The sequence below is a fragment of the Mycobacterium sp. IS-836 genome, assembly GCF_001954275.1.
In the GTDB taxonomy this organism is placed as follows: Bacteria; Actinomycetota; Actinomycetes; order Mycobacteriales; family Mycobacteriaceae; genus Mycobacterium.
In genome coordinates this window covers 49,393-75,284 of the sequence record NZ_MBEU01000085.1, presented here as the reverse complement: position 1 = coordinate 75,284, position 25,892 = coordinate 49,393, and the positions used below count along the sequence as shown (strand labels likewise).

At 67.6% G+C, this 25,892-nt stretch carries 24 protein-coding genes; 13 read left to right on the top strand and 11 right to left on the bottom strand.

Features of this window, described 5'->3' with window-relative positions:
- Window positions 1–91: 91 nt before the first annotated feature.
- Genes echA20 through ipdC form a run of 4 tightly spaced genes read left to right on the top strand, consistent with a single transcriptional unit; the run spans window position 92 to window position 3,541 of the window.
- Window positions 92–850 carry a (7aS)-7a-methyl-1,5-dioxo-2,3,5,6,7,7a-hexahydro-1H-indene-carboxyl-CoA hydrolase gene (gene echA20 / locus A5747_RS22905; protein ID WP_076128591.1) on the top strand — a complete coding sequence of 253 codons (759 nt, stop codon included), beginning with the start codon at window positions 92–94 and terminating at the stop codon, window positions 848–850.
- Window positions 847–1,731, top strand: coding sequence for a cholesterol ring-cleaving hydrolase subunit IpdA (gene ipdA / locus A5747_RS22900; RefSeq protein WP_076128589.1), 885 nt, complete (start codon window positions 847–849; stop codon window positions 1,729–1,731). The genes echA20 and ipdA overlap by 4 nt, the downstream gene beginning before the upstream one ends.
- Complete coding sequence (gene ipdB / locus A5747_RS22895) at window positions 1,728–2,474, top strand: cholesterol ring-cleaving hydrolase subunit IpdB (protein ID WP_076128587.1); 747 nt, start codon at window positions 1,728–1,730, stop codon at window positions 2,472–2,474. The genes ipdA and ipdB overlap by 4 nt, the downstream gene beginning before the upstream one ends.
- Complete coding sequence (gene ipdC / locus A5747_RS22890) at window positions 2,471–3,541, top strand: (3aS,4S,5R,7aS)-5-hydroxy-7a-methyl-1-oxo-octahydro-1H-indene-4-carboxyl-CoA dehydrogenase (protein WP_076128585.1); 1,071 nt, start codon at window positions 2,471–2,473, stop codon at window positions 3,539–3,541. The genes ipdB and ipdC overlap by 4 nt, the downstream gene beginning before the upstream one ends.
- Window positions 3,542–3,609: 68 nt before the next feature.
- Here ipdC and A5747_RS22885 read toward each other — a convergent pair whose 3' ends face one another.
- From A5747_RS22885 to ipdE1, 5 genes are all read right to left on the bottom strand, one after another.
- Entirely contained in the window at window positions 3,610–4,470 is an 861-nt protein-coding gene (locus A5747_RS22885) for an endonuclease domain-containing protein (RefSeq protein WP_076128617.1), read from the bottom strand.
- A 116-nt stretch (window positions 4,471–4,586) separates the two neighbouring features.
- Window positions 4,587–5,747 (bottom strand): steroid 3-ketoacyl-CoA thiolase FadA6, encoded by a 1,161-nt coding sequence (fadA6, locus tag A5747_RS22880; protein ID WP_076128583.1) that lies wholly within the window; start codon window positions 5,745–5,747, stop codon window positions 4,587–4,589.
- An 88-nt stretch (window positions 5,748–5,835) separates the two neighbouring features.
- Window positions 5,836–6,438 carry a TetR family transcriptional regulator KstR2 gene (gene kstR2, locus A5747_RS22875; RefSeq protein WP_139333214.1) on the bottom strand — a complete coding sequence of 201 codons (603 nt, stop codon included), beginning with the start codon at window positions 6,436–6,438 and terminating at the stop codon, window positions 5,836–5,838.
- A 483-nt stretch (window positions 6,439–6,921) separates the two neighbouring features.
- Window positions 6,922–7,710 (bottom strand): (5R,7aS)-5-hydroxy-7a-methyl-1-oxo-2,3,5,6,7,7a-hexahydro-1H-indene-carboxyl-CoA reductase, encoded by a 789-nt coding sequence (gene ipdF / locus A5747_RS22870; RefSeq protein ID WP_076128579.1) that lies wholly within the window; start codon window positions 7,708–7,710, stop codon window positions 6,922–6,924.
- On the bottom strand, window positions 7,707–8,855 hold the full coding sequence (ipdE1, locus tag A5747_RS22865; protein ID WP_076128577.1) for an acyl-CoA dehydrogenase IpdE1: 1,149 nt from the start codon (window positions 8,853–8,855) through the stop codon (window positions 7,707–7,709). Before ipdE1 ends, ipdF begins: the two co-directional genes overlap by 4 nt.
- Window positions 8,856–8,901: 46 nt before the next feature.
- On the opposite strand from ipdE1, the gene fadD3 reads away from it, so the two are divergent.
- From fadD3 to A5747_RS22840, 5 genes are read left to right on the top strand one after another with little or no spacing between them, the layout of a single operon-like run.
- Window positions 8,902–10,437 carry a 3-((3aS,4S,7aS)-7a-methyl-1,5-dioxo-octahydro-1H-inden-4-yl)propanoate--CoA ligase FadD3 gene (gene fadD3, locus A5747_RS22860; protein ID WP_076128575.1) on the top strand — a complete coding sequence of 512 codons (1,536 nt, stop codon included), beginning with the start codon at window positions 8,902–8,904 and terminating at the stop codon, window positions 10,435–10,437.
- 1 nt (window position 10,438) lies between these two features.
- A complete protein-coding gene (locus A5747_RS22855; RefSeq protein WP_076128573.1) occupies window positions 10,439–11,584 on the top strand; it encodes an acyl-CoA dehydrogenase family protein in 1,146 nt (381 codons plus the stop codon).
- On the top strand, window positions 11,581–12,516 hold the full coding sequence (locus A5747_RS22850) for an acyl-CoA dehydrogenase family protein (protein WP_076128571.1): 936 nt from the start codon (window positions 11,581–11,583) through the stop codon (window positions 12,514–12,516). The genes A5747_RS22855 and A5747_RS22850 overlap by 4 nt, the downstream gene beginning before the upstream one ends.
- Window positions 12,513–13,463: an acyl-CoA dehydrogenase family protein gene (locus A5747_RS22845; RefSeq protein WP_076128569.1), complete on the top strand. Its 951-nt coding sequence runs from the start codon at window positions 12,513–12,515 to the stop codon at window positions 13,461–13,463. The genes A5747_RS22850 and A5747_RS22845 overlap by 4 nt, the downstream gene beginning before the upstream one ends.
- A gap of 44 nt (window positions 13,464–13,507) precedes the next feature.
- The gene (locus A5747_RS22840) at window positions 13,508–14,626 is read left to right on the top strand and encodes a pyridoxal phosphate-dependent aminotransferase (RefSeq protein ID WP_076128615.1); all 1,119 of its coding nucleotides are present in this window, start codon (window positions 13,508–13,510) and stop codon (window positions 14,624–14,626) included.
- Here A5747_RS22840 and A5747_RS22835 read toward each other — a convergent pair.
- Window positions 14,623–15,453: an arylamine N-acetyltransferase gene (locus tag A5747_RS22835; protein ID WP_076128567.1), complete on the bottom strand. Its 831-nt coding sequence runs from the start codon at window positions 15,451–15,453 to the stop codon at window positions 14,623–14,625. The genes A5747_RS22840 and A5747_RS22835 overlap by 4 nt on opposite strands.
- Window positions 15,454–15,587: 134 nt before the next feature.
- On the opposite strand from A5747_RS22835, the gene A5747_RS22830 reads away from it, so the two are divergent.
- Together A5747_RS22830 and A5747_RS22825 are read left to right on the top strand one after the other, a co-directional pair.
- Window positions 15,588–18,755, top strand: coding sequence for a serine/threonine-protein kinase (locus tag A5747_RS22830; protein WP_076128565.1), 3,168 nt, complete (start codon window positions 15,588–15,590; stop codon window positions 18,753–18,755).
- Between the two features lie 96 nt (window positions 18,756–18,851).
- Window positions 18,852–19,322, top strand: coding sequence for a hypothetical protein (locus A5747_RS22825; RefSeq protein ID WP_076128564.1), 471 nt, complete (start codon window positions 18,852–18,854; stop codon window positions 19,320–19,322).
- 270 nt (window positions 19,323–19,592) lie between these two features.
- On the opposite strand, the gene hsaB is transcribed toward A5747_RS22825, so the two are convergent.
- Genes hsaB through hsaA form a run of 4 tightly spaced genes read right to left on the bottom strand, consistent with a single transcriptional unit; the run spans window position 19,593 to window position 23,121 of the window.
- Window positions 19,593–20,156 (bottom strand): 3-hydroxy-9,10-secoandrosta-1,3,5(10)-triene-9,17-dione monooxygenase reductase subunit, encoded by a 564-nt coding sequence (hsaB, locus tag A5747_RS22820; RefSeq protein ID WP_076128562.1) that lies wholly within the window; start codon window positions 20,154–20,156, stop codon window positions 19,593–19,595.
- A gap of 2 nt (window positions 20,157–20,158) precedes the next feature.
- Window positions 20,159–21,061 carry an iron-dependent extradiol dioxygenase HsaC gene (hsaC, locus tag A5747_RS22815; RefSeq protein ID WP_076128560.1) on the bottom strand — a complete coding sequence of 301 codons (903 nt, stop codon included), beginning with the start codon at window positions 21,059–21,061 and terminating at the stop codon, window positions 20,159–20,161.
- Window positions 21,061–21,933 (bottom strand): 4,5:9,10-diseco-3-hydroxy-5,9,17-trioxoandrosta-1(10),2-diene-4-oate hydrolase, encoded by an 873-nt coding sequence (gene hsaD, locus A5747_RS22810; protein WP_076128558.1) that lies wholly within the window; start codon window positions 21,931–21,933, stop codon window positions 21,061–21,063. Before hsaD ends, hsaC begins: the two co-directional genes overlap by 1 nt.
- A 3-nt stretch (window positions 21,934–21,936) precedes the next feature.
- Complete coding sequence (gene hsaA, locus A5747_RS22805; protein WP_076064160.1) at window positions 21,937–23,121, bottom strand: 3-hydroxy-9,10-secoandrosta-1,3,5(10)-triene-9,17-dione monooxygenase oxygenase subunit; 1,185 nt, start codon at window positions 23,119–23,121, stop codon at window positions 21,937–21,939.
- A 147-nt stretch (window positions 23,122–23,268) separates the two neighbouring features.
- On the opposite strand from hsaA, the gene A5747_RS22800 reads away from it, so the two are divergent.
- Together A5747_RS22800 and A5747_RS22795 are read left to right on the top strand one after the other, a co-directional pair.
- On the top strand, window positions 23,269–24,351 hold the full coding sequence (locus A5747_RS22800) for a ferredoxin--NADP reductase (RefSeq protein WP_076128556.1): 1,083 nt from the start codon (window positions 23,269–23,271) through the stop codon (window positions 24,349–24,351).
- Window positions 24,352–24,381: 30 nt separating this feature from the next.
- Window positions 24,382–24,918 (top strand): hypothetical protein, encoded by a 537-nt coding sequence (locus tag A5747_RS22795; protein WP_076128554.1) that lies wholly within the window; start codon window positions 24,382–24,384, stop codon window positions 24,916–24,918.
- Between the two features lie 76 nt (window positions 24,919–24,994).
- Here the strand turns inward: A5747_RS22795 and A5747_RS22790 are convergent, their stop codons facing one another.
- A complete protein-coding gene (locus tag A5747_RS22790) occupies window positions 24,995–25,861 on the bottom strand; it encodes an endonuclease domain-containing protein (RefSeq protein ID WP_076128552.1) in 867 nt (288 codons plus the stop codon).
- Between the last annotated feature and the right edge of the window lie 31 nt (window positions 25,862–25,892).

The following is a 25,892-nucleotide window of genomic DNA, read 5'->3' as shown; positions in this document are numbered from 1 at the left end:
TCACCAGAAGGTGGGCCTCCGTCGGCGTGAGTCACTGTGCTAGCGTACCAAGCAAGTGCTTGCTTAGGTAACCGCCCACCAGGAAGTGCCAATGACGATCACATCCACCACCACGGAACCGGGCATAGTCGCCGTCACCGTGGACTATCCGCCGGTCAACGCCATCCCGTCGCAGGGCTGGTTCGAACTCGCCGATGCCATCACAGCCGCCGGCGCCGATAGCGCAACGCACGCGGTGATCCTGCGGGCTGAGGGTCGCGGCTTCAACGCCGGCGTCGACATCAAGGAAATGCAGCGCACCGAGGGATTCACCGCGCTCATCGACGCCAACCGCGGCTGCTTCGCCGCGTTTCGCGCCGTCTACGAATGCGCGGTGCCGGTGATCGCGGCGGTAAACGGGTTCTGCGTCGGCGGCGGCATCGGGCTCGTCGGCAACTCCGACGTCATCGTGGCCTCCGACGACGCGACCTTCGGGCTCCCGGAGGTGGAGCGCGGCGCGCTCGGGGCGGCCACCCACCTCTCGAGGCTGGTGCCCCAGCACCTGATGCGGCGCCTGTTCTTCACGGCGGCCACTGTTGACGCCGCCACCCTGCACCACTTCGGCTCGGTGCACGAGGTGGTACCGCGGGAGGAATTGGACGAGGCCGCGCTGCGGGTGGCGCGCGATATCGCCGCGAAGGACACCCGGGTGATCCGGGCGGCCAAGGAGGCGCTCAACTTGATCGACGTGCAACGGGTCAACTCGAGTTATCGCATGGAGCAAGGCTTTACCTTCGAGCTCAACCTCGCCGGGGTGTCCGACGAGCATCGCGACGCGTTCGCCGGGACAGCGAAGGGCAAGAAGGAGTGAGCGACAAGAGGACGACGCTGGACGACGCGGTCGCGCAACTGCGCAGCGGCATGACGATCGGCATCGGGGGCTGGGGGTCGCGGCGCAAGCCCATGGCCTTCGTGCGCGCCATGCTGCGCACCGACGTCACGGACTTGACGGTGGTCACCTACGGCGGTCCCGACCTCGGGCTGCTGTGCTCGGCGGGCAAGGTGAAGCGCGTCTACTACGGGTTCGTGTCGCTGGATTCGCCGCCCTTCTACGATCCGTGGTTCGCCAAGGCACGCACCGGGGGCGCGATCGAAGCACGGGAAATGGACGAGGGCATGCTGCGTTGCGGGCTGCAGGCGGCGGCGCAGCGGCTGCCGTTCCTGCCGATCCGCGCGGGGCTGGGCAGCTCGGTGCCCGACTTCTGGGAAGACGAATTGCGGACCGTAACCAGCCCCTATCCCGCCCCGGGCGGCGGATACGAGACGCTGATCGCCATGCCCGCATTGCGATTGGATGCCGCGTTCGTGCACCTCAATCTCGGTGATAGTCAAGGCAATGCGGCCTACACCGGCATCGATCCCTACTTCGACGATCTCTTCCTGATGGCCGCCGAGAAGCGCTACCTGTCGGTGGAACGTGTCGTGCCGACCGAGGAGCTGATCAAGGCGGTGCCACCGCAGGCGCTACTGGTGAACCGGATGATGGTCGACGCGGTGGTAGAGGCGCCTGGCGGGGCCCACTTCACCACCGCCGCACCCGATTACGGCCGGGACGAGAAGTTCCAGCGGCACTACGCCGAGGCCGCCTCGACCGAAGACGGCTGGCAGCGATTTGTCCATACCTACCTCTCGGGTGGCGAAGACGAATACCAGGCGGCCGTGCGCGCGTTCGCGGAGGAGGCTTCCAAGTGAGCAGTACCCGAGCTGAAATCTGCGCCGTAGCCTGCGCCGAGTTGTTCAGGGACGCAGGCGAAATCATGGTCAGCCCGATGACGAACATGGCCTCCGTCGGCGCGCGGCTGGCCCGGCTGACGTTCTCACCCGACATCCTGCTCACCGATGGCGAAGCCCAGCTCCTGGCCGACACCCCGGCCTTGGGCAAGGCCGGAGCGGTCGAAGGCTGGATGCCATTCGGCCGGGTGTTCGAGACGCTGGCCTGGGGCCGGCGGCATGTGATCATGGGCGCCAATCAGGTCGATCGCTTTGGAAATCAGAACATCTCGGCGTTCGGGCCGCTGCAGCATCCGACCCGGCAGATGTTCGGCCTCCGGGGCGCACCCGGCAACGCGATCAACCATGCGACCAGCTACTGGGTCGGCAACCACTCGAAGCGGGTGTTCTGCGAAGCGGTCGACGTCGTCTGCGGCATCGGCTGGGACAAGATCGACGAGGCAAACCCGGCGTTCCGGTTCGCCAACCCGTACCGAGTCGTGTCCAACCTCGGGGTGTTCGACTTCGGCGGCCCGGACAAGACCATGCGCGCGGTGTCCCTGCACCCCGGCGTGTCGCCCGACGAGGTCCGCGAGAACACGTCGTTCGAGGTGCACGGCCTTGACGGCGCTGAGGAGACGAGGCTGCCGACCGACGACGAGCTGAGCCTGATCCGCTCGGTCATCGACCCGAAGTCGCTGCGCGACAGAGAGATACGTTCATGAGATTGCGCACGCCGCTGACCGAACTGGTCGGCGTCGAGCATCCGGTGGTGCAGACCGGAATGGGCTGGGTGGCCGGTGCCAGGCTGGTGTCCGCCACGGCCAACGCGGGCGGGCTCGGCATCCTGGCGTCGGCGACCATGACCCTGGACGAGCTGGCGACCGCGATCGGCAAGGTCAAGGCGGCCACCGACAAGCCGTTCGGCGTGAACATTCGCGCCGACGCGGCCGACGCCGGCGACCGGGTCGAGCTGATGATCCGCGAGGGCGTGAAGGTCGCGTCGTTTGCCCTGGCACCCAAACCAGAGTTGATAGCGCGGCTGAAAGATGCCGGGGCGGTGGTCATCCCCTCGATCGGTGCGGCCAAGCACGCGCGCAAGGTCGCGGGCTGGGGCGCCGACGCGATGATCGTCCAGGGCGGCGAAGGCGGCGGGCACACCGGGCCCGTAGCGACGACGCTGCTGTTGCCGTCCGTGCTGGACGCGGTCAAGGGCACCGACATCCCCGTGATCGCGGCGGGCGGATTCTTCGACGGGCGTGGCCTCGCCGCGGCGCTGTCCTACGGCGCCGCAGGGGTCGCGATGGGCACACGGTTCTTGCTCACCTCGGATTCCACCGTGCCCGACGCGGTCAAGCGGCGCTACCTGGAGGCGGCGCTGGACGGCACGGTGGTCACCACCCGCGTCGACGGCATGCCGCACCGGGTACTGCGCACCGGGCTGGTCGAGAAGCTGGAAAGCGGCTCGCGGGCAAGGGGTTTCACCGCGGCACTGCGCAATGCCGCCAAGTTCAAGAAGATGTCGCAGATGACTTGGCGGTCGATGATCAGCGACGGACTGGCGATGCGGCACGGCAAGGAGCTGACCTGGTCGCAGGTGGTGATGGCGGCCAATACGCCGATGCTGCTGAAGGCCGGCCTCGTCGAGGGCAACACCGACGCCGGCGTGCTGGCGTCGGGACAGGTGGCCGGCATCCTCGACGACCTGCCGTCGTGCGCCGAGCTGATCGAATCGATCGTGCGCGACGCGATCGAACACCTCCAGGCGGCGTCTGGCCTGATCGAAGGCTAACTCCCGCATCGAGCGTGAATCTCGCGACGCGACACGCCGACCGCGCGTCGGATGGTTCACACTCGCCGTCACGGATGCCATCCCGCCGCCCGCATTGCGGCAGCGACACGGGCAACGAACGTGCCCTGCCGGTAACGCAACAGGTCGCTGCTTACCCTGATGATCGTCCAGCCGAGGTCAAGCAATCCGGTGTACCGGTCGATGTCGCGGTCGCGTTGGTAAGGGTCTGTCCAGTGTTGGGGTCCGTCGTATTCGATGCCGACACGCAGGTCCTGGTAGCCCATATCGATGCGGGCGACGAAGTCGCCGTATTCGTCGAACACCCGTATCTGCGTTCGGGGTTTCGGTAGTCCCGCGTCGATCAGAGCCAACCTTGCTCGTGTCTCCTGCGGGGATTCCGCGCCTCCGTCCACGAGTGGCAAGGCCGCTCGGAGCCGAAGCAGACCGCGCGCACCGGCGTGCTCGCGGATAACTGCCTTCACATCGGAGCACTTGACGTCGGTCGCATTCGCCAAGGCATCAAGCCGCTGGAGCGCCTGGAGTCGTGAGGAGGTCCACCGCCCGATATCAAAGGCCGTACGCGCCGGGGTGGTTACCAGCATGTCGCCGACTTTGACTACCTCGCAGGGAAGGAACGTCTCGCTGTGCACGGTGATGCCGGCCGGTGCGTGGCGGTTGCCGTATATCAGCTCAGCATCCAGCGACGAGCTCACCCACTTGGCGCCGAGGAGCGCTGCCGCAGAGTTGCCGGCGATGACCGCTCTGCGCCGAGACCAAAGCCAGGCCGCCTCGGCACGTCGGCGCGCCGTCAGCCCGATGCCGCTGGGAACGTAGACGCCCGGGTACACCGGCTCGTACAGCGAGCGCATCACACGCTCCGGCATTGCCTTGGCCGCTAGGACCTCACTACCGAGAAACAGCTCCGTCATGCCGGCGATGGTGCCCACCCGCACCGACAACCCCCGAGCGTGAAATCCACGACGAGACACGCCGTAGAAGCGTCGTGTGATTCACGCTCGCCGGAAAGGCGGAGGAAGCCTCGCCGTTATAGCCGCTCGATGATGGTGACGTTGGCCGTGCCGCCGCCCTCGCACATCGTCTGCAACCCATAGCGGCCGCCGATGCGCTCCAGCTCGTTGAGCATGGTGGCGAACAGCTTGGCCCCGGTGGCGCCCAGCGGATGACCGAGCGCGATCGCGCCGCCGTTGGGGTTGACCTTCTCCGGGTCGGCCTTGATCTCCTTGAGCCAGGCCATCACAACGGGTGCGAACGCCTCGTTGATCTCGACGGTATCGATGTCGCTGATGGACAGCCCGGTCTTCTCCAGCGCGTGGCGGGTGGCCGGGATCGGGCCGGTCAGCATGAACACCGGGTCGGCGGCGCGCGCGCTGATGTGGTGGATGCGGGCCCGGGGTTTCAATCCGTGGTCCTTGACGGCCTGCTCGGAAGCCAGCAGCACCGCACTGGCGCCGTCGGAAATCTGACTGGCCATCGCCGCCGTCAGCCGTCCCCCCTCGACGAGCGGCTTCAGGCCGGCCATCTTCTCCATCGACGACTCGCGCGGGCCTTCGTCGACGCGGAACGGCCCGGATTCGGTTTCCACGGTGAGGATTTCGTTGTCGAAGTGGCCGCCGCGGATCGCCGCGAACGCGCGTTCGTGGCTGGTCAGCGCGTAGCGCTCCATCTCCTCACGCGACAGGTTCCACTTCTCGGCGATCAGCTCCGAGCCGCGGAACTGGGAGATCTCCTGATCGCCATACCGATGCAGCCACTGCTTGGATTCGTTGGTCGGTGAGGTGAACCCGAATTGCTCGGCGACGGTCATCGCCGACGAGATCGGGATCTGGCTCATGTTCTGCACGCCGCCGGCCACGATGAGGTCGGCCGTGCCGGACATGATCGCTTGCGCGCCAAAGGAAATCGCCTGCTGGCTGGAGCCGCACTGGCGATCCACCGTGACGCCGGGAACCTCTTCGGGGTAGCCGGCGGCCAGCCAGGAGAGCCGGGCGATGTTGCCCGCCTGTCCCCCGATGGCGTCGACGCAGCCGGCGATCACATCGTCGACGGCGGCGGGGTCGACGTCGATCCGGTCCAGAAGTCCGCGCCACCCCAGCGCGCCCAGGTCGACGGGATGTATCCCGGCCAGTGATCCGCCGCGCTTGCCGACCGCGGTACGCACAGCGTCGATGACGTACGCCTCAGCCATAGTGTCGCTCCTCCTCATCGCTTCGTCCCCCTCGCCGCTGCGCGGCTGGGGGTGCCCCCACTGCATCGTCGCCGACACGAGGCATCTTTCAGACTCCTTCTTTAGTGATCCCGCCGAGCACGATGGCGAGATATTGCTGACCCACCTGCTGCGCGGTGAGCGGCCCGCCGGGTTGATACCAGCGCACCGACACCCAGGTGGTGTCGCGGATGAATCGGTAGACGAGGTCGACGTCGAGGTCGGGCCGGAAGTAGCCCTCGTCGATGCCCTGGTTGAGCACCTCGACCCACATCTTGCGTTGCTGGCGGTTCATGTCCTCGATGTAGGAGAACCGTGGCTGCGATAGCAACCGTTTGGCTTCGTCCTGATAGATGACGACCTGCGCGTGACGATCCTCGATCGCCTCGAACGACGCCATGAACAGGCCCTTCAGCCGCTCGAGCGGGTTGGCCTCGCTGTCCACGATCTCGCGGTATCGGGCGAACAGCCAGTCCAGGAAGCTGCGCAGCAGCTCGTCGACGATCTCCTCTTTCGAGGAGAAATGGTGGTACAGACTGCCGGACAGGATGCCGGCACCATCGGCGATGTCGCGCACGGTGGTGGCGCGCAGGCCCCGCTCGGCGAACATGGTCGCAGCGAGGTCCAGCAGCTCGTCTCGCCGGCTGTTCGCCTGACCGGGCACTCGGTCCACCGGATCAGAGTATCAACCAAGCGCTTGCTTGGCCAGTCGCCGGGTACCACCTGATTTGACCAGACGCGGCGGGCGCGTGCGCGGCACGATCCTGCCGCTACGCCGTCGTAGCCGCGTGCTATAGGTGGGACGTGGCAGTTGGCCCGCACTGCGTCCTCTTCCGCTACTCGCTGTGCGATTACTGGGGCCCGGATGTCTGGCCGGTCAAATTCGCCGACTACTCCGCATCGTGGGATTTCCCTCGCGGTCCCGACGGCTTGCCGACACTCGGGTATACGAACTCGGCTGGCGTGAGCTTGCCACCGGGGGTCGGAACGTTCTGCCGGGTCCATGTCAAACGCGCGAGAAGGCTGCGGCACCTCACGATCACAGACGCACTTGAGCGCCTCGCCAGCGACAGCCACGCCCGCCCACGGCGCCTGGAGTGGCTTCGTGATATCTGCAGGTAGCTGCGCCGCTCTTTAGTGGCCTCCGTCGCTCACGTCACGGATGCTGGCTGGAGACGGAGATGACCTCGCCGGTGAGATAGCTGGAGTAGTCGCTGGCCAGAAACGCGATGGTGGCCGCCACCTCCCACGGCTCGGCGGCCCGCCCGAACGCCTCGCCCGCGGACAGCTGGTCGAGCAGGTCGGACGACGTGGTCTTGTCCAGAAATTTGTGCCGGGCGATGCTCGGCGACACCGCGTTGATCCGAACCCCGTACTCGACGGCTTCGATTGCGCTGCAACGGGTTAACGCCATCACCCCGGCCTTGGCGGCCGCATAGTGCGACTGCGAGTGCTGCGCGCGCCAGCCCAGGACGCTGGCGTTGTTGACGATCACCCCGCCGTGCGGGGCGTCGCGGAAGTATTGCAGCGCCGCCCGGGTGGCCCGAAACACCGACGTCAGGGTGACGTTCAGGACGCGATCCCACTCCTCGTCGGTCATGTCGACCACCGGTGTCTGCCCGCCGAGCCCGGCGTTGTTGACCAGCACGTCGATGCGGCCCATCCGGGCATGGGCCGATGCGAACAACGCGTCGACCTGAACGCTGGACGTCACGTCGCACACCACCTTCTCGACGCGGCCCTGCCCCAGCGCCGACAGCTCGTCGGCGGTCTCGCCCAGCCGTCGTTCGTGATGGTCGGAGATCACCACGTCGGCCCCCTCGGCCAGCGCCCGCCGTGCGGTCGCCGATCCAATGCCGGTACCCGCGGCGGCCGTCACGATGACCACCTTGCCGGCCAGAAGCCCGTGTCCGGCAACCTCTTTCGGCGCTTCGGCCAGACTCATCCCTTAACCTCTCGCGGTAGGCCGAGCACGCGCTCGGCGATGATGTTGCGCTGGATCTCGTTGGATCCGCCGTAGATGGTGTCGGCGCGGGTGAACAGATACAGCCGCTGCCACTCGTCGAACTCGCCATCGGAGAGCGTCAGACCGGGCTTGCCGATGACGTCCATCGCCAGCTCGCCCAGGTCGCGATGCCAGTTGGCCCACAACAGCTTCGACACATTGTCCTGGCCTGGCTGCTCGACGTCCATCGTGGCCAGCGCGTACGAACGCATCGCCCGCAGCCCCGTCCACGCTCGCGTCAGCCGCTCCCGGATGAACGGATCGTCCGCGGCGCCGTTGCGTTGTGCGAGTTCGGCGAGGTTGGAAAGCTCACGGGCATAACGGATTTGCTGCCCCAGCGTTGAGACTCCGCGCTCGAACGTCAGCGTTCCCATGGCGACCCGCCAGCCGTCGCCCGGCTGGCCGACCACCATCGACGCGTCGGTGCGGGCGTCGTCGAAGAACACCTCGTTGAACTCCGCGGTGCCGGTGATCTGGACGATAGGCCGGATCTGCACGCCCGGTTGGTCCAGCGGCACGAGCAGATACGACAGCCCGGCGTGCCGCTTGGAGCCCTTCTCGGTGCGCGCCACCACAAAGCACCACTGCGACAGGTGCGCCAGCGACGTCCATACCTTCTGGCCGTTGATCACCCACTGGTCGCCGTCGAGCTCGGCGGTGGTCGAGACGTTGGCCAGGTCGCTGCCGGCGCCGGGCTCCGAATATCCCTGGCACCACAGCTCGGTGACGTCGAGGATCCGCGGCAGGAAGCGCTCCTGCTGTTCGGGTGTTCCGAACGCGATCAGCGTCGGGCCGAGCAGCTCCTCGCCGAAGTGGTTGACCTTGTCCGGGGCGTCGGCGCGGGCGTACTCCTCGTAGAAGGCCACCCGGTGCGCGGTCGAAAGCCCGCGGCCGCCGTGCTCGACGGGCCACCCCAGACAGGTCAGCCCCGCGGCGGCCAGATGCTGATTCCAGGCCCGGCGCTCCTCGAACGCCTCGTGCTCGCGGCCCGGTCCACCGAGACCCTTGAGCGCTGCGAATTCGCCGACCAGATTGTCGGCGAGCCAACCGCGGACCTCCGCCCGGAACTCCTCGACGTCCTGCATGCCCTGTAGGCTAACCTACCAAGCACTTGCTTTGTTAGGAGCATCGATGACTGACGATCCGCGCACCGTGCCCGCGGCGCTGGACCGTTTCGCCGATCAGCTCCCCGACCACGCCGCGCTGATCACCGACGACCGCTCGTTCACCGCCGCCGAGCTGCGCGACGAGGTGCACCGCGCGACGGCCGCGCTGATCGCCCTCGGCGTCCAACCGCGCGACCGGGTGGCCATCTGGTCGCCGAACACCTGGCACTGGGTGGTCGCCTGCCTCGCGATTCACCACGCCGGAGCCGCGATGGTGCCGCTCAACACGCGCTACACCGCCTCGGAGGCCGCCGACATCCTGGCCCGCACCGAGACGCCGGTGCTGTTCGGGATGGGCCGATTTCTGGGCAACGATCGACTCGCCGACCTCGACCGCGCTGCCCTGTCCGCGCTGCGGCACATCGTGCGGATACCGATCGAGGCCGAGGACGGCACGTGGGACGACTTCATCGCCGGCGGCACCGACACCCGCGCGGTCGCCGACCGCGCCGCGGCCGTGTCCCCCGATGACGTCAGCGACATCCTGTTCACCTCCGGCACCACCGGCCGCAGCAAAGGCGTGCTGTGCGCGCACCGGCAATCGCTCTCGGCGTCGGCCTCGTGGGCCGCCAACGGCAAGATCACCAGCGACGACCGCTACCTGTGCATCAATCCGTTCTTTCACAACTTCGGATACAAGGCCGGCATTCTGGCCTGCCTGCAGACCGGCGCGACGCTGATCCCGCACCTGACCTTCGATCCGCTGCGCACGCTGCAGGCCATCGAGCAACACCGCATCACCGTGTTGCCCGGGCCGCCGACGATCTACCAGACCCTGCTGGACCACCCGGCGCGCAACGACTACGACCTGAGCTCGCTGCGGTTCGCGGTGACCGGCGCGGCCACCGTGCCCGTGGTGTTGGTCGAACGCATGCAGTCCGAGCTGGACATCGACATCGTGCTGACCGCCTACGGCCTGACCGAGGCCAACGGCATGGGCACCATGTGCCGAGCCGACGACGACGCGGTGACCGTCGCCACCACTTGCGGCCGCCCGTTCGCGGACTTCGAATTGCGCATCGACGCAACGGAACCCGGCGAATCGGGAGAGGTGCTGCTGCGCGGGCCCAACGTGATGCTGGGCTATCTCGACGACCCACAGGCCACCGCCGCGGCCATCGACGCCGACGGCTGGCTGCACACCGGTGACATCGGGACCGTCGACAAGGCCGGAAACCTGCGCATCACCGACCGGCTCAAGGACATGTACATCTGCGGCGGCTTCAACGTCTATCCCGCCGAGGTCGAGCAGGTGCTTGCCCGGCTCGACGGCGTGGCCGACGCCGCCGTGATCGGGGTTCCCGACGAGCGCCTGGGCGAGGTGGGCCGGGCGTTCCTGGTGACCCGGCCCGGCTCGAACCTCGATGAGAAATCGGTAATCGCTTATACCCGTGAGCATTTGGCGAACTTCAAGGCACCGCGGTCGGTGCGGTTCGTCGACGCATTGCCGCGCAATGCGGGCGGCAAGGTGGTCAAACCACAACTTCGAGAGCTGGCCTGAATTGGATCTTGAACTAGACGACGAGACATTGGCCTTCCAGGCCGAGGTGCGGAACTTCCTCACCGCCAACGCCGAGGCGATCCCGACGAAGTCCTACGACAACGCGGAAGGCTTTGCGCAACACCGGCATTGGGACAAGGTGCTCTTCGATGCGGGCCTGTCGGTGATCACCTGGCCGAAGAAATACGGCGGTCGCGACGCGCCGCTGCTGCACTGGGTGGTGTTCGAAGAGGAGTACTTCCACGCCGGGGCGCCGGGGCGCGCCAGCGCCAACGGCACCTCGATGCTGGCCCCGACGTTGTTCGCGCACGGCACCGAGGAGCAACTCGACCGGATACTGCCGAAAATGGCCAGCGGCGAACAGATCTGGGCCCAAGCCTGGTCGGAACCCGAATCCGGCAGCGACCTGGCGTCGCTGCGGTCCACCGCCACCAAGACCGAGGGTGGCTGGCTGCTCAACGGGCAGAAGATCTGGAGCTCGCGGGCACCGTTCGCCGAGATGGGTTTCGGGTTGTTCCGGTCCGACCCCTCGGCGGAGCGACACCACGGGCTGACGTACTTCATGTTCGACCTGAAAGCCAAGGGCATCACGGTGCGGCCCATCGTCCAGCTGGGCGGCGACACCGGCTTCGGTGAGATCTTCCTCGACGACGTCTTCGTGCCCGACGAGGACGTCATCGGCACCCCGAACGACGGCTGGCGGGCGGCGATGAGCACGTCGAGCAACGAGCGCGGCATGTCGCTGCGCAGCCCGGCCCGCTTCCTGGCGGCCGCCGAGCGGCTGGTGCGGCTGTGGAAGGACACCGGCTCCCCCGCCGAGCTCGCCGACCGGGTTGCCGACGCCTGGATCAAGGCGCAGGCCTACCGGCTGCAGACCTTCGGCACGGTGACCAGGCTGGCCGCCGGCGGCGAACTGGGCGCCGAATCGTCGGTGACCAAGGTGTTCTGGTCCGATCTCGACGTGGCTATCCATCAGACCGCAATCGACCTGCGGGGCGCCGACGGCGAGCTCGCCGGCCCGTGGACCGACGGCCTGCTGTTCGCGCTGGGCGGCCCGATCTATGCCGGTACCAACGAGATTCAGCGCAACATCATCTCCGAGCGGCTGCTGGGCCTGCCGCGGGAAAAGTCGGGAGGCAAGAAGTGAAATTTGCGCTCGATGAACAGCAGCGCGACTTCGCGGCCAGCATCGACGCGGCGCTGAGCGCGGCAGACCTGCCCGGGGCGGTGCGCGCCTGGGCTGTCGGCGACGTCGCGCCCGGCCGCAAGGTGTGGGAGCAACTGGCCAACCTCGGCGTCACCGCCCTGGCCGTGTCCGAGAAATACGACGGCCTGGACGCGGACCCGGTGGACCTGGTCGTCGCGTTGGAACGCCTCGGTCGCTGGTGCGTTCCGGGTCCGGTGGCCGAATCCATCGCCGTTGCACCGGTTTTGCTTGCCGGGGATGATCGCAGCGCCGGGCTGGCGTCCGGTGAGCTGATCGCCAGCGTCGCACTGCCGCCCGACGCGCCGCGCGCGGTCGACGCCGAGGCGGCCGGGCTGGTGCTGCTGGCCACCGACGCCGGCGTCAGTGAAGCCGCGACGGGCGAGTGCCACCAATCCGTCGATCCAAGCCGCCGCCTCTACGACGTGACGGCGACCGGTGACCCCTGGCAGGCGGACGTCGAGCGCGCCTGCCGGTTCGGGGCGCTGGCCACCGCGGCACAGCTGATGGGCGCCGCGGAGGCGCTGCTGACCGACGCGGTCGATTACGCGAAGCAGCGCACGCAGTTCGGCCGGGTGATCGGTTCTTATCAGGCCATCAAGCACAAGCTGGCCGATGTGCATATCGCGATCGAGTTGGCCCGTCCCTTGGTGTACGGCGCGGCGCTGACGCTGGAGCCACGCGACGTGAGCGCCGCCAAGGCGGCGGCATCCGAGGCCGGGCTGTTGGCGGCGCGGGCGTCGTTGCAGACACACGGCGCGATCGGCTTCACCCAGGAGCACGACCTGTCGCTGTGGCTGCTGCGGGTGCAGGCATTACGCTCGGCGTGGGGTGATCCCGAGGCGCATCGGCGCAGGGTGCTGGAGGCGTTATGAGCGAAGAACGGGAGATGCTGCGCGAGACCGTCGCGGCCCTGGTCACCAAGCACGCAGAGCCGGCGGCGGTGCGCGCGGCGATGGAGTCCGATCGCGGCTACGACGAATCGCTGTGGCGGCTGCTGTGCGAGCAGGTCGGCGCCGCCGCGCTGGTGGTGCCCGAGGAGCTGGGCGGTGCGGGCGGGGAATTGGCCGATGCCGCAACGGTTTTGCAGGAAACGGGCCGCGCGCTGGTGCCCTCCCCGCTGCTGGGCACCACGCTGGCCGAGCTGGCGTTGCTGGCGGCGCCAGAGCCGGACGCCGACGTATTGGCGGGACTGGCGGAGGGTAGCTCGATCGGCGCGCTGGTGCTCGACGCCGACTATGTGGTCAACGGCGACATCGCCGACGTGGTCGTCGCCGCGGTCGACGGCCAGCTCGCCAGGTGGACCCGCTTCAGCGCGCAACCGGTGACGACGATGGACCCCACGCGCCGGCTGGCCCAAGTGCGGCCCGAGGAGACCACCGCGCTGGGCCCCGACCCCGGCCTGGCCGACTCCGCGGCGATCCTGGTGGCCGCCGAGCAGATCGGAGCCGCCGAGCGCTGCCTGGAGCTGACCGTCGAATATGCCAAGAGCAGAGTGCAATTCGGCCGTCCCATCGGCAGCTTCCAGGCGCTCAAGCATCGGATGGCGGATCTGTACGTCGCGATCGCGGCGGCGCGGGCCGTCGTCGCCGACGCGTGCGTCGATCCCACACCCACCAACGCCGCCACCGCGCGCCTCACCGCAAGCGAGGCGCTAAGCAGGGCGGCCGCCGAAGGCATTCAGCTTCACGGTGGCATCGCGATCACCTGGGAACATGACATGCACCTGTATTTCAAGCGCGCACACGGCAGTGCCCAGCTGCTTTGCGCGCCGCGAGAACTGCTGAGCCGACTGGAATCCGAGGTGCTCAAAACGCCGTGAACGCCTCCGTCGCGCTGCGTGCCGGCATCCCGCCGTTCTATGTGATGGATGTCTGGCTGGCGGCCGCGGAGCGCCAGCGCAGCCACGGCGATCTGGTGAACCTGTCGGCAGGGCAACCGAGTGTCGGCGCCCCCGAGCCGGTAAGGGCCGCCGCGGCCAGTGCCCTGCATCTCAACGAGTTGGGTTACACCGTGGCGCTGGGCATCCCGGAACTGCGCGACGCGATCGCGGCGGATTACCAACGCCAGCACGGAATCTACGTCGAGTCCGACGCCGTGGTGATCACCACGGGTTCCTCGGGCGGATTCCTGCTCGCTTTTCTCGCGTGCTTCGACGTGGGCGATCGGGTGGCGCTGGCGAGTCCCGGCTACCCGTGCTATCGAAACATCTTGTCGGCGCTGGGATGCGAGGTGGTGGAGATCCCGTGCGGACCGGAGACCCGGTTCCAACCGACCGCGCGGATGCTGGCCGAACTGGACCCGCCGGTGGCCGGCGTCGTCGTCGCCAGCCCGGCCAACCCCACCGGGACGGTCATACCGCCGGCCGAGTTGGCGGCGATCGCGTCGTGGTGTGAGGCCTCGGGGGTGCGGCTGATCAGCGACGAGGTGTACCACGGCCTGGTCTACCAAGGCGCCCCGCAAACCAGCTGCGCCTGGCAAACGTCGCGAAACGCGGTGGTAGTCAACAGCTTTTCCAAGTATTACGCGATGACGGGCTGGCGGCTCGGCTGGCTGCTGGTGCCGCCGGAGCTGCGCCGCGCGGTGGACTGCCTGACCGGCAACTTCACCATCTGCCCGCCCGTGCTGTCACAGTTCGCCGCGGTGGCGGCGTTCACCCCGGAGGCGATCGCCGAGGCCGACGGACATCTGCGTCACTACGCGGTCAACCGCTCGCTGCTGCTGGACGGGCTGCGCCGGATCGGGATCGACCGGCTGGCGCCCACCGACGGCGCGTTCTACGTGTACGCCGACGTCTCCGACTTCACCGACGATTCGCTGGGGTTCTGCGCAAAGCTGCTGTCCGACACCGGCGTTGCCATCGCACCGGGCATCGACTTCGACCCCGCGCGGGGCAATGCGTTCGTCCGGCTGTCCTTCGCCGGGCCGACCACCGACATCGAAGAGGCGCTGCGGCGGATCGGGCCTTGGCTGGTCCGCCGCTAGGCGTCGAGGACCTTGTCGATCCGCGCCTCGAGGGCACCGCGCTCGGCGACGTCATCGACATTGATGCCGAACCGGTCGCGCAGCGCGTCGACAACCGCGGCGGCGTCGTCGAGGCGGGTCTTCTCGCTGCCGTCGGCGCGGTGAACGGTCAGGTTGCGCCCCGCCAGGTTCATTCGTGCGCCGTCGGTCAACCGTGCGACCGTCAGGCTCGTCACGAAGTGCGAGGACGGGTGGGTCGACACCCACCAGCTACCCACCCGCAGGTCGATGTCCGGCCGGCTTCGCGTGGTGAACTCGTAGAGTGACTGCCACTCGCCGCGGATCTGGGCCTCTAGCACCAGGCCGTCGCGGCGGTCCCGCAATCGGTACGGTTCCAGCGTCGTCTGCTGGACGCTGCCCGTTTCCAGCCGGATGGGCGAAGGCAGGGTCTGGCCGCCGAAACCGACATCGACGAGATATGGGCCCGCGGAACCGGGGAACGTCACCGCCAACACCGTATGAGTCTGCGCCCCGACCGGCGCGTCGGGCGGGACCATCCAGACCACCCGCCCGGCGAATCGCCGCACCCGAAAGCCGATTTCGGCGAGCGCATGGCCCATCAGGCCGTTCTGCTCGTAGCAGTAGCCGCCCCGGCGCCGGTGAACCAGCTTGTCGGCGAGGGATTCCGGGCCCAGGTCGTCGACCGGCACCCCCAGCAGCGGATCGAGGTTCTCGAACGGAATGGTTCGAGTGTGGGCGGTCACCAGATCCTGTAATACCTCGAGGTTCGGCTCGGCGGCGCCGCGGTAGTCGATGCGATCGAAGTATCCGTTCAGATCGAGCGTCATGACGCCATTCTGGCCCAGGCGGGCGTCAGAATATGTCCCGCGGAAACTATCCTCGCCGAATCTTCTCCGCGGGAGATCGCGAGCGATACTCTTGACCTCGCTAATTCATTCATTGCACAGATTGGCGCCCAAAAATGGCTGAAGGACCTGCCACCGACGGTCCGACGCCGGCCCCGAGCGGGCTCGCTGCGGAGTTGGCTTCCGCCGGATTCGAAGATGCCCGCCAAGTCGCCCGGGGTGGCGCCGGCGTGATCTATTGCTGCTACGAGACGGCGCTCGGGCGAAATGTCGCGGTCAAGGTGCTGCCATCGCATTTCGACGAAGACAGCAGGGAGCGCTTTCTGCGCGAGGGCTATGCGATGGGCGGCCTCTCGGGGCACCCGAATATCGTCAACATCTTGCGCGTCGGCGTGACCGAGAGCGGCAAGCCGTACATCGTGATGCCCTACCACGCAGCGGATTCGCTGGCCGTCAGGTTGCGCCGCGAGGGGCCAATCTCTTGGCCCGAGGCATTGCGGATCGGGGTGAAGTTGTGCGGGGCACTGGAAACCGCGCACAAGAGCGGCACTTTGCACCGCGATATCAAGCCCGCGAACGTGCTTATCAACGACTACGGCGAGCCCCAGCTCAGCGATTTCGGGATCGCCCACATCGAAGGCGGGTATGAAACCGCGACCGGGTTCTTCTCCGGCACAATCGACTACACCGCGCCCGAGGTCATGACCGGTAATCCGGCAACGGTGAGTTCCGACCTTTACTCCCTCGGCGCCACGATTTATGCGCTCATTGCCGGCAGCGCCGCACACGAACGCCGCAGCGGCGAGGACCTCATCGCGCAGTATCTGCGGATCAGCACGACACGGGTCCCGGACATGCGTCCGGACGGGATCCCGGACGCGGTGTGCGCTGCGATCGAGCATGCGATGGCCATCGATCCGGCCGAGCGGCCCACGTCCGCGGCGCAGTTCGGCCGCGAGTTGCAATCGGCGCAGCGCCAGAATGGCCTGAAACCCGATTCGATGGCGATCACCAGCGTCGGCGTCGAGCCGGGGCAAACGGTGAACGTGACTGCGGGCCTCACCGCAACGCCCTCCGCTTCCCCCCGCGGGCACACTGCAACGGGGCAGCCGCGGGATCGCACGACGTCGTCCGTTCCCAAACCGCCGCCGCCGAGCGAGTCCGCCCCCGCGACCGCACCGCTGGCGGCGTCCGGGTCCGACGAGTACTCCGCCGCGGCGACCAGATTGCGCGGCGGGCACATCGCCGAGCCGCCGGGACCGGTTCCGACTCCGCCGCCCCCGCCGTCGGGAAACGGCAACGCAATGACCCCGCCGAGGATCCCCGCTCAGCCGCAGCCGCCGGGTGCCGTCCCGCCGGGCGGGAAACCACCGCTGCAGGCGCGGGCCGCCGCTTGGTTCGGCGAGCCGGGAAAGAAGCGGAGTCGCATTGCGCTGGTCGCCGGCGCGGCCGCTGCCGTCGTGCTGCTGGTGATCGTCCTCGCGGTCTTCGCGATTCCGAGCGACAACGGCCACAAGACCGCCGCGAGCCAACCGAGCACGGAGGCACCGGTCGCGTGGAAACCGATCACGAATGCGCGCGTTGCCCGCGACGCCGGGGCCACCACGCAGGTCGACGGCACCATCTGGATCTTCGGCGGGATTCGAAGCGACGGCGCCCTCAGCGCCATGCAGGAAGGGTACGACCCCGTCATCGATAGCTGGAAGGGCGGCGACGATCTACCGGTTGCGGTCCAGCGCGCGACCGCGGTCAACTGGCAGGGCAACCCCGTCGTGCTCGGCGGCCTCAAGTCGGTCGGGGGCAAAAGCGTTGCGTCGGACCAGGTTTGGCGGGTGATCAACAGTCGCTGGGTAGAGATGCCGCACCTGTTGCAGCCACGAGCCGCGGCGGCAGCCGCCGTCGTCGGTGATCGCCTGGTTGTCACCGGCGGTGTCGACGCGGGCGGCGCGCTACTGAACACGACCGAGGTCTTCGACGGCAACTCCTGGAGCCTGGGCGCGCCCATACCGACTCCGCGGCAGATGCTGGCCGCGGCCTCGGATGGAAAGCTCGTCTACACCGTCGGCGGCACCAACGGCAGCTCGGACCTGCCGACGCTCGAGGCGTATGACCCGGCCGCGAAAGCCTGGACGTCGTTGCCCGCGCTTCCTCAGGCGCGCAGTGACCTCGGCGTGGCCATCACGGACGGACGCCTGGTGGCGGTCGGGGGCGTGTCGTCGGGGCAAGTCCTCAAAACCGTTTCGGTGTTCGATCTGATGACCAAAACGTGGACCGGGCTGCCGGACATGACGACCCCGCGCCACGGCGTGGCCGTCGCGGCGGTGGAGAAATCCGTCTACGCGATCGGCGGGTCGACCGGTGTCGGGGACGGCCAGGTGACCGCCGCGGCGGAGGTGCTGAAGCTGCCGGCCCGCAAGATCCAGCCGGCCTCGCAGTGGCGCTCCCTGCCGGACGCGCCGACGGCCCGATTGATGATGGCGTGGGCCGTCCTCAACAACAAGATCTGGATCATCGGCGGCCTGCAGAACGGAGTTGCGCTGCAGACCGTCGAGAGCTACGACCCGCACAGCGGCGCCTGGGAAACCGGCCCTCCGTTGCCCATCCCGCTGCACCACGCGGCGGCGGCAACATATCGCGGTGAGGTGGTAGTGCTCGGCGGTGCGAGCGACAACCTCGCGAACGCGTCCAACAAGGTGTTCGCGCTGCGGGGCGGCAACTGGGTGGAGCTGCCGAGCCTCACTCATGCCCGGGCGGCGCCGGCCGCGGCCGTGGTGGGTGACAAACTCGTGGCGGTCGGCGGGCAGAACGCCAAGCAGCTCGTCCCGCAGACCGAGGTGTTCGACGGCACTTCGTGGAACGACGCCGCCGACATGCCGACGCCGCGCGAACACCTGGCGGCGGTCTCCGACGGCACGTACGTGTACACGGTCGGCGGCCGGTTCCTCTCGGCCGACAAGAACTCCGCGGCGCTCGAACGATTCGACCCCGCGGCGGGGACCTGGACCAAGCTGGTGGGCATGCCGACGCCGCGGGGAAGTTACGGCGCCACGTACATCGATGGCCGCATCGTGGCCGTCGGCGGCGAAGAACCGACGATGGTGCTGAACACGGTCGAGATGTATGACATCGCCAACGCGAAGTGGAGCACGCTGGCGCCCATGCCGACGTCGCGGCACGCCGAGGTGGTAGCCACGGTCGGCAACACGGTGTACTGCATCGGCGGGGCAAACCGGCCGACCCACGAGGGTCCGATCGCGACGGTCGAGGCGCTGGACTTCATGTAGCGGCGCCCGCGCCGGCATTGGCTGTTTGGCATGCGTCAAGTACGGGGATCCGGGTAGACGGGCAGCACCAACACACCCGAGCAACGGAGCCCCATTATGAGCACCAGCAATATCGTCTGGATCGTGATCGCCGCCGTGGTGGCAATCCTCGTCATCGTCGCCCTTGTCGTCATGGCGACCAGAGCAAAGCGGCGACGCCGGCAACGGCAGGCCGAAGAGATTCGCGAACACGCCCGGTCTGAGGCGGCCGAGGTCGATCGGCGTCAAGCGCTAGCCGATGAAACAGCGGCGAAGGCGCGTGCTGCGCAGGCCGAGGCCGAGGTCAAGGCCGCCGAAGCCGCCAGACTGCAGGAACGAGCGGCCGCGCATCAGAGCCGGGTGGCGACCTCGCGGGAGGAACTGCAGGAGCAGCAGCAACGTGCCGACCGCATCGACCCGAAAGTCAAGGCGGAAGCTCAGGAAGCTGCGGCCGGGCCCGCAAACGGTCGTGATGAGTCGACTCGTGATGAGTCGACGAGCGAGGCGGCTACGTCGGCGACCGACACCGAGTCCGCCCACCGGCAATAAGCCCAGCGATCCTGGCTAGGCCTCAGTGCGCAAGACCGCGGCCCGAAAATGGCCAAACTGCGTCACTGGCCTCCGCTTGTTTGATATATGTCTAATACGGGCACTTCGTAGAGACGCGCCCCACCCGGTGGCCCGCCCCCTCAGCGGGCCACCGGGAATCACTCCCGATTGTCCGCTCCCGAATGGCCGATTGGCGGCGAATGGGTGAATGCATATCGAACGCACTTCCGAAGCGCGCCGCCAAACATCGCGGCGCGGCCGTAAAGCGCGTTAGAGCCAGGTGTCCTGGGTGGTGGTGGTCAGGAACGCTTCCAGGTCGTCGCGCCACTGGGCCGGCGTGGTCTTGTCCGGTTCGATCCCCGTGTAGTCGCCGCGGTAGAACAGCAGCGGCCGCGGCTTGATCTTGGGGGCTTCCGAAAGCGATTGGACTGCGCCGAACACCACGAAGTGATCGCCGCCGTCGTGCACCGACGCGACCGTGCAGTCGATGTAGGCCAGCGAGCCGTCGATGACCGGCGAACCGAGTTCGGAAGGGTGCCAGTCGATGCCGGCGAACTTGTCCGGTTCTTTCGACCCGAACCGGGCGGAGACGTCCTTCTGCTTTTCGGTCAGCACGTTGACGCAGAACCGCCCGGACGCCTCGATCGCCTTCCAGGACCGCGACACCTTCGTCGGGCAGAACAGCACCAGCGGCGGATCCAGCGACAACGCCGCGAATGACTGGCACGCAAAGCCGATCGGTGCCTCGTCGTGCACGGTGGTGATGATGGTGATCCCGGTGCAGAACTGACCCAGCACCTGCCGGAAGGCCCGCGGATCGATCGGCGCCGACATGGCTAGCCGCGCATGCCCACGGTGAAGTCGTGGCCCCACAGGCTGACCGCCGTGCTTTCCCGGGCGATCCAATCGTGGTCGTCGACTTTCCTGCCCTCACAACCGAATTCGACGTCGAAACCGCTGGGTGTCTTCATGTAGAACGACAGCATCAGGTCGTTGACGTGACGGCCGAGGGTGGCCGACATGGGCACCTTGCGGCGCAGCGCCCGGTCCAGGCAGAGGCCGACGTCGTCGGCCTCTTCGACCTCGACCATCAGGTGCACGATGCCGCTCGGGGTCGGCAGCGGCAGGAATGCCAGGCTGTGGTGGCGGGGATTGCAGCCGAAGAAGCGCAGCCACGCCGGCGCCCCATCGGCGGGCCGCCCAACCACCTGCGGCGGCATCCGCATCGAGTCACGCAGCTTGAACCCGAGCACGTCCCGGTAGAAGTGCAGCGCCTCCTCGTCGTCGCGGGTGGTCAGCACGACGTGGCCCAGGCCCTGCTCGCCGGTGACGAACTTGTGGCCGTACGGGCTGACCACGCGGCGGTGTTCCAGTGCGGCGCCGTGGAAGACGGCCAGCGGGTTGCCGGACGGGTCGGAGAACTGAATCATTTCGTCCACCCGCCGCTCGGCCAGATCGGCGGCGGTGGCCTCCTTGTACGGGGTGCCCTCGACGTCGAGCCGGTTGCGGATCTCTTGCAGCCCTTCGGCATTCGCACATTCCCAACCGGCTTCCGCGAGCCGGTCCTGCTCGCCGGGAACAATGACCAACCGGGCCGGGAAATCGTCCATCCGCAGATACAGCGCACCCTCGGTGGCGCCCTTGCCCTCGACCATGCCGAGGACTTTCAGGCCGTACTCACGCCAGGCCACCATGTCGGTGGCCTCGATGCGTAGATAGCCCAGCGAGCGGATGCTCATCACGCACCTCCCAGGAAATCGATGGTGAGTTTGTTGAACTCGTCGAACTTCTCCACCTGCGCCCAATGTCCACATTGCCCGAAGACATGCAGTTGCGCACGGGGGATGGTCTTCAGCGCGACCAGCGCGCCGTCCAGCGGGTTGACCCGGTCCTCGCGTCCCCAGATCAGCAGCACCGGCTGGCGCAGCTTGTACACCTCGCGCCACATCATGCCGAGCTCGAAGTCGGCCCCGGAGAACGACATTCCCATCGCGCGGGTCGCGGTCAGCGACTCCGGTGTGCTGGCCAGGGCGAAACGCTCGTCGATCAGCTCGGGGGTGATGAGCTTCTGGTCGTAGACCATCACGCGCAGGAACGCCTCGAGGTTCTCTTTCGTGGGTTCGACGGAGAACTTGCCCAGGCGCTTGACGCCCTCGGTGGGGTCCGGCGCAAATAGGTTGACGCTGAGCCCACCGGGACCCATCAGCACCAGGCGTCCGGCCAGATCCGGGTAGTCGAGCGCGAACCGCACCGCGGTCCCCCCACCCAGCGAATTACCCACCAGCGGAACGCGTCCCAAACCCAGCTGATCGAAGAGGCCTTTGAGCGCTCGCGCGGCGTAGCGGTTGAATTGCCCGTGCTCGGCGCGCTTGTCGGAGTGGCCGTAGCCGGGCTGGTCGACGGCCAGCACGTGGAAGTGCCGGGCCAGCACCGGGATGTTGCGCGAGAAGTTCGTCCAGCTCGCCGCCCCGGGGCCGCCGCCGTGCAGCAGCACCACGGTCTGGTCGTTCCCGACGCCCGCCTCGTGATAGTGCAGCTTCAGCGGCCCGTCGACGTCGACCTCCACGAAGCGCGACGTGGACTCGAACGTCAGCTCTTCGGTCGCCGTCATGAATCAGACCATCGTGTCGCCGGGCGGCAGCCCGAACTCGTGGTTCCCGAAGATCACGTACGCCCGCTCGGGGTCGTTGGCGGCGTGCACCCGACCTGCATGCGCGTCGCGCCAGAAGCGTTGCACCGGCTGGTCATTGGCCAACGCGGTGGCGCCCGACGCCTCGAAGAGGCGGTCGATCGCGGCGATCGAGCGGCCGGTGGCGCGCACCTGGTCGCGGCGGGCGCGGGCGCGCAGCTCGAAGGGGATCTCCTTGCCCGCGGACAGCAGCGCGTACTCGTCGGCGACGTTGCCGCTGAGCTGGCGCCAGGCAGCGTCGATGTCGCTGGCCGCCTCGGCGATGCGGACCTTGGCGAACGGGTCGTCCTTGGCCTTCTCGCCGGCGAACGCCGCGCGCACCCGCTTGCCCTGGTGCTCGACGTGCGCCTCGTACGCGCCGTATGCCATGCCGACGATCGGGGCCGAGATCGTGGTGGGATGCATTGTGCCCCAAGGCATTTTGTAGACCGGGGCGGTGTTGGTCTGGTATCCCCCGGCGGTGCCGTCGTTCATCGCCTTGTAGGACAGGAACCGGTGCCGGGGCACGAAGACATCCTTGACCACCAGCGTGTTGCTGCCGGTGCCGCGCAGCCCGACCACATGCCACACGTCGTCGATGCGGTATTCACTGCGCGGGATCAGGAAGCTGCCGAAATCCACCGGGCGGCCGTCCTTGATGACCGGGCCGCCGACGAACGTCCAGCTGGCGTGGTCACAGCCCGACGACCAGTTCCACGAGCCGTTGACGATGTAGCCCCCGTCGGTCACCACGCCCGCGCCCATCGGGGCATACGACGACGAGATCCGCGTCTTGGGGTCCTCGCCCCACACCTCTTCCTGAGCCTGCTGGTCGAACAGGGCCAGATGCCAGTTGTGCACCCCGACGATCGAGCTCACCCAGCCGGTGGAGCCGCACGCGCTCGCCAGTCGTCGCGTCGCCTCGTAGAACAGCGTGGGATCGCATTGCAGACCGCCCCACTGCTCGGGCTGCAGCAGGGTGAAGAAGCCGACGTCCTCGAGCGCCTGAACGGTCTCATCGGGCAGCCGGCGCAAGTCCTCCGTCGCCTGAGCGCGCTCCCGAATCTGCGGAAGCAGATCATCGATGCCAGCCAGAATCGACTGTGCATCACGCTGTTGAATGGAAGTCACCTACGTTTGCCTCCTGGGAGTGCGGATTTACACAGAAGACTAGAACACGTTCCGATTTGTGTCGAGCAGGGTGTTCCTGCGGCTGGTAGCGGTACCAATCGGGTTTTCTGTAACATGTTCTAGTTGTCATCTAAGGAAGGGCTGGTCTTGACGGAAGCAATTCCCGACGAGCCACTCGGCGACCACGTCCTTGAACTGCAGATCGCCGAGGTCGTCGCGGAAACCGACGACGCGCGTTCGTTGGTGTTCGCGGTGCCGGACGCGGCCGGCGACCCCGCCATCCCCCCGGAGCGGCTGCGCTACGCGCCTGGCCAGTTCCTGACATTGCGCGTGCCCAGCGATCGGACCGGATCGGTGGCCCGCTGCTACTCGCTGTGCAGTTCGCCGTTCACCGACGACGCGCTCACAGTCACGGTCAAGCGCACCGCGGACGGCTACGCGTCCAACTGGCTGTGCGACCACGCCCACAAAGGCATGCGCATCCACGTGCTGGCGCCGTCGGGCAACTTCGTGCCCAAGACGCTGGACGCCGACTTCCTGCTGATGGCCGCCGGCAGCGGGATCACCCCGATCATGTCGATCTGCAAGTCCGCACTCGCCGAGGGCAGCGGGCAGGTGACGCTGCTCTACGCCAACCGCGACGATCGCTCGGTGATCTTCGCCGACGCGCTGCGCGAGCTGTCCGCCAAGTATCCCGACCGGCTTACGGTCCTGCATTGGCTGGAATCGCTGCAGGGGTTGCCGAGCGCGACGGCGCTGGCGAAGCTGGCCGCCCCCTACACCGATCGGCCCGTCTACATCTGCGGGCCCGGCCCGTTCATGGATGCCTCGCGTGAAGCGCTGGAGGCGCTGAAAGTGCCTGCGCCGCAAGTACATATCGAGGTGTTCAAGTCGCTGGACTCCGACCCCTTCGCGGCGGTCAAGATCGAGGACACCGCGGAAGGCGACGAGCCGCCGGCCACCGCGGTTGTCGAGCTGGACGGCGAAACGCATACCGTGTCCTGGCCGCGTAACGCCAAGCTGCTCGACGTCTTGCTCGCGAAAGGTTTGGACGCGCCGTTTTCCTGCCGGGAGGGCCACTGCGGCGCATGCGCCTGCACGCTGCGCAGCGGCAAGGTGAACATGGAGGTCAACGACGTGCTCGAGCAGCAGGATCTCGACGAAGGTTTGATTTTGGCCTGTCAATCTCACCCCGAATCTGATTCGGTAGAAGTCACCTACGACGATTAGTCGCGTAGCGAATCGGGAAGGGGAGCGCCGATGATGCGGCTAGTGACGGGATTCGCGGTGGTCGGGGCGATGGTGACGTTCCTGCCGGCGCCCGCGTCATCGGCGGCCAGCAACACGGCCACCACGCTGTTTCCGCTCGACGGCCCCAACCAGCTCGAGACGCACATGTTCCTCAATTGCTTCAAGTCCGACGGCCACTGTGACTTCACCGCCGGGGCCGACGTGCGCACCCCCGACGGCGGCGTGATCGGTTTCCCGCCCGGCCTGTGGGCCCGCCAGACCACCGAGGTCCGGTCGACGGACCGGTTGGCCTACCTGGACACGCACGCCAGCGGCCAGTACGAACGGGTCCACAAGGCGATGGGCAACGACGAGATCACCACCGTCTACTTCGGTGAGGGACCGCCGGACAAATACCAGACGACGGGGCGCATCGACTCGACCGATTGGCGGACCGGTCAGCCCAAGACCGACGTCAACGTCATCACCTGCACGCACATCCAGGTGGTCTATCCCGGGGTCAACATCACCTCGCCCAGCACCTGCGCGGTGACGACGTTCTCCTAGCTTCTGGACGCGCCGAAGCTGTAAATCTGCAGACAAAGTGCGAGTAGGGACCGCCAAAATTACAGGGTCGGCGGCGTCAAGCGACTCGCGTCGTCCGCTCGGGTCGCCAACCTCGAGCGAGGAGCGCCGTCGTGGCGCGCTCGATGACATCCTCGGGCTTGTCCTCGGCGATCACGCGAATGACGATCCAGCCGAATTCCGCGAGCTTTCGTAGGCGCCACTGGTCCTTCACATACTGGCGCCGATCGCTACGGTGCTGGTCGCCGTCATACTCGACGGCCACGCCGAACTCTCGCCAGCCCATATCGAGCATGGCCAGGGCGCGGTAGCCGTCGACCACCGGTATCTGGGTGGTCGGGGTAGGCAAGCCCGCGTCGACGAGTAGGAGCCGCAGCCAGGTCTCCTTCGGCGAGGCGGCACCGCCGTCGACAAGGTGCAAAACCGAGCGCAGTCGTCGCACCCGGCGAGCACCGGGGTATCGCTTGGCAAGCAGCAGCACATCCTCCATCGAAAACGGAGTCGCCCGCATCAGCGCGTCGAGCCGCGCAACGGCTTGCCCGCGCGGCAGATACCGGCCCAAGTCGTACGCCGTTCGCGCGGGGGTGGTGACAGGCAGACCCGCGACGCGGGTGGCTTCGTCGCCGGCCAGGAGCTGCTCACGCGCGACGATTCCCGTCGGTGGCCGCGTGCTCGACCAGATCAACTCGATGGGGATGTCGGCGTCGACCCATCGGGCGCCATGCAACGCCGAAGCCGCGACGCCCGCAACGATGGCCCGGCGTCGCGACCACAACCATGCCCCTTCCGTCCTGTCCCGCAGCGAAAGTTGTTGACCCCGTGCGGCATACACTCCCGGATAGATCGGCTCGTACCAACGCCGCACTTCGTGCCTGGTCACTACCCCCCGCGCGACCGCTTCGCTGCCGATAAACACCGCCTGCACGCCCGCATAGTGGCATCGGCGACCGACACGT